Origin of the sequence: Tunicatimonas sp., from assembly GCF_049647865.1 — a bacterium.
Classification (GTDB): Bacteria; Bacteroidota; Bacteroidia; order Cytophagales; family Cyclobacteriaceae; genus Tunicatimonas.
In genome coordinates this window covers 1-3,318 of sequence record NZ_JBARYM010000386.1, presented here as the reverse complement: position 1 = coordinate 3,318, position 3,318 = coordinate 1, and the positions used below count along the sequence as shown (strand labels likewise).

Here is a 3,318-nt window from a genome sequence, read left to right as displayed (position 1 = left end):
CTTCTGGTACTGTAAAGGTTTTTCGGTACCATAGCTTCTGATCGGGCTGCACCATTTTCTTAACCCCGGAAAGAGCCGATTCTATGGGAAATGGCACTAATATTTCGCCTTGATACTCGTTCGGCATACCGCCGTCTTTATCAGTAATAGCGTATTCCCACAGCCCATTCAGGTTTAGCCATTGTTCTCGCACCATTTGCGGACGAGGGTATTCTTGATGAGCGTTTTTGGGGGAAACATCTTCAGTCCACTGAGTTGTGATAGAGACCGGTTGAGGTTGCCATTCAGGAGGAGCTTCCTGAGTTTCTTGGGGTTGGCAGTTGGTCAGTAGGAATAGTATAGCTAGTGAACCAGCTAATTTAGGGGCGAATTGTAGGTTGTTAGGTATTAGCATGGAACAAGTATACTGATTTTTTTATAAATGTAGTATAAACGTAGTGCCATCGTTGGGAGAGGAGTGAACTGAAATAGCTCCCTGATGCATGCGCATAATCTGCTGAGAAAGACTTAAGCCGATACCTGAGCCATAGGGCTTCGTCGTAAAAAAGGGAATAAATATTTGTTCAGCAATTTCAGACGGAATACCAGAGCCGTTATCGTGTAACTCAATAACCCTTTCGTTTCCTTTCGTTCGGTAGGCAGATAATGAGATACTGGGGTGATGTGTTTCTTTAAGTGCTTCTAAAGCATTTTTTACTAAATTGATTAATACCTGCTCAATAAGCTCCAGATCTAATGTTAAGGTTAGCGTATCCGGCGAGACTTGTTGATACCATTGAATCCCCTGCTCTTCTAAAGTAGTAGCGAACAGACCGTATACTCGCTGTACCAAGTCTGCTACTTTTACTTCCCGAAAGTGGGGCTGAGCTACCTGGGTGATACTACGGTAGGCTTTCACAAAGTTGGCTAGTCCCTGACTGCGGTCTTCAATAACTTTTAGGCTTTCCAGTAGATCTTGACTTTCTTCTTCATCTAATGATTGGAGTTGAAGAGTGGTAGACTGTTGCGTTTGTAGTAAGTTCTGTCGCACCATTCCACTTAGATTGGCAATGGGAATTACTGAATTCATAATTTCGTGGGTAAGCACCCTAATCAATTTTTGCCAGGAGGCTAATTCTTGCTCTTCCAGTTCTCGCCGTAAATCCTGTAAAGAAATTAGCTTGTAGTACGTGCCCTGTAAATAGAACTCAGAAGCTTGCACAGCCAATTGCATTAGCCGACCGTTCCGTACTAATTTAACCATTACTCGTTGCCCGGCTTCTAATTGGTCAATACATTGGTGCAAATTTTTGTCTATCGATTTAATATCCGATAAATGGCGAATAACCGGATATTGCAGAAGCTGTTTCGCTGCCGGATTAACCAGTGTAACTTCTTCTTGCTGATTCACTCCAATTAGAGCTACTGAGACATGCTCAACAACATTTTGTAGATACTGATGGTTGCTTTCTTTTTCCTGCCTTAACTGCTGATAGGTACCTACGAGCCGATTGTAGGAGTAGGCTAGTAACTCGCTCGACTTGTACTTTTGTTGATGGTACGTATTGGTAAAGTCCCCCTGATAAATAGCGGTTACCAAGTTTTCTAGTTCCCGATGCGAACGTTCAATATAGCGAAGTAATTCAACTACACTGATAACAGCCGCCAGTATTACCCAAAAAGAAACCAGCCAAAAATGAGTTTCCGTAAGTACGTAAATAGCAGTGTACCCTAGCCCAATAATTAGTAATAGGCGAAAAATAACTTGAAGGCGGAAGGTTGAATAGTGCATAGTTGACAATGAACAATGTACATTTAAAAATGTAACCTTCTGAGAGCAGAAGCATATCTTGCTAATTGCATTAAATTGCAACTTTTTCGTTATAAACACTTGCTTCATCCCTAAAAGTAACGTTCTTGTTCCACGAGTTTACTCATTACTAACCTATATGATCACGATCGGTAGAAAGGATAAAATAGATTTGCCTGAATTAGGTTTCTTTAATATTGATGCTAAAGTAGATACCGGAGCCTATGGTTCGGCACTTCATTGTCATCATGTGGAAGTAGTTGAGCGAGATGGAAACCCAATTTTATCATTTAAGATGTTTGATCCTTCTCACCCGGAGTACGATGATAAAGTGCTTTACTTCGAAGATTTTAGCGATAAAACTGTAAAAAGTTCTTCCGGACAAGCCGAACATCGCTATACGATTAAAGCCAAGGTGGTAATTTTTAAGAAGAAGAGAGTGGTGGAGTTCTCACTCACCGACCGGAAGGAAATGAAGTATCCGGTGTTATTGGGACGAAAGTTTCTAAGAAATCGCTACGTAGTAGATGTTCAACAAGTAGATATATCTTACAACCTAAAAAAAAGTAAACTATGAAGATTGCGGTATTATCAAGAAATCCTAAGTTATATTCTACCAAGCGATTGGTTGAGGCTATTGAACAAAGAGGGCACACCAGCCAAGTTATCGATCATTTAAAGTGCGATATTGTGATGGATGAGAATGGCCCTTATATTTTTTATAATGGAAAAGCACTGAAAGATATTGATGCGGTCATACCCCGTATTGGGGCTTCGGTTACGTTTTATGGTACCGCCGTGGTTCGTCAATTCGAAATGATGAAAGTATTTAGTGCCGTTGATTCGCTGGCTATTACCCGTTCTCGCGACAAACTCCGCAGTCTGCAAATTCTGTCCCGATCAGGAGTAGGGATTCCTAAAACGGCCTTCACCAATTATAGCCGGGGAGACAACAAAGTGCTGAAGCACATTGGACGAGCCCCCGTGGTAATTAAATTGCTGGAGGGTACGCAGGGATTAGGAGTAGTGCTTGCCGAAACTGATAAAGCAGCTACATCAGTGGTGGAAGCTTTTGAGAGTTTGAACACCCGAGTAATACTACAGGAGTTTATTGAGGAGGCGGGTGGTGCCGACCTGCGGGCATTTATTGTCGACGGAAAGGTAGTAGGCGCAATGAAACGGCAGGGAAAAGAAGGCGAGTTTCGGTCCAATCTGCACCGAGGTGGTCACGCCAGCGTTTTCAAACTGAGCAAGGCTGAGCGAGAAACTGCCCTGAAAGCAGCCAAGTGCATGGGCTTAGCCATCGCCGGAGTAGATATGCTCCAATCCAAGCGGGGCCCCATGGTACTAGAAGTAAATTCCTCACCCGGACTAGAAGGTATTGAAAAAGCTACTGAAGTAGATGTTGCGGGAAAAATTATTGAGTACATTGAAGAGGCCTCCAGCAGAAAGAGACTACCTAAGGATAAAGTAAAGGCTTAGCTCAAAGAGCTAAATGAGAGAATGATAGAATGGTTGGTGGTCACTGG

Annotated in this window: 3 protein-coding genes and 1 pseudogene; 2 read left to right on the top strand and 2 right to left on the bottom strand. The window is 42.6% G+C overall.

All coding sequences use genetic code 11. The annotated features are described in order from the left end of the window. Together WBA23_RS11615 and WBA23_RS11610 are read right to left on the bottom strand one after the other, a co-directional pair. A pseudogene (locus WBA23_RS11615) lies at positions 1-394 on the bottom strand (glycoside hydrolase family 2); the annotation flags it as partial. 21 nt (positions 395-415) lie between these two features. Next, a complete protein-coding gene (locus WBA23_RS11610; RefSeq protein WP_424582446.1) occupies positions 416-1,771 on the bottom strand; it encodes a sensor histidine kinase in 1,356 nt (451 codons plus the stop codon). A 157-nt stretch (positions 1,772-1,928) separates the two neighbouring features. Between WBA23_RS11610 and WBA23_RS11605 the strand changes: the two genes are divergently transcribed. After that, positions 1,929-2,366, top strand: a complete 438-nt coding sequence (locus WBA23_RS11605) for an ATP-dependent zinc protease (protein WP_424582445.1) — start codon at positions 1,929-1,931, stop codon at positions 2,364-2,366. Continuing rightward, complete coding sequence (gene rimK / locus WBA23_RS11600) at positions 2,363-3,271, top strand: 30S ribosomal protein S6--L-glutamate ligase (protein WP_424582444.1); 909 nt, start codon at positions 2,363-2,365, stop codon at positions 3,269-3,271. Before WBA23_RS11605 ends, rimK begins: the two co-directional genes overlap by 4 nt. Positions 3,272-3,318: the final 47 nt, after the last annotated feature.

Excerpts from the sequence above, each read along its gene's own strand:
- rimK (WP_424582444.1), top strand. The coding sequence starts at position 2,363 with ATGAAGATTGCGGTATTATCAAGAAATCCTAAGTTATATTCTACCAAG.
- WBA23_RS11605 (WP_424582445.1), top strand. The coding sequence starts at position 1,929 with ATGATCACGATCGGTAGAAAGGATAAAATAGATTTGCCTGAATTAGGT.
- WBA23_RS11610 (WP_424582446.1), bottom strand. The coding sequence starts at position 1,771 with ATGCACTATTCAACCTTCCGCCTTCAAGTTATTTTTCGCCTATTACTA.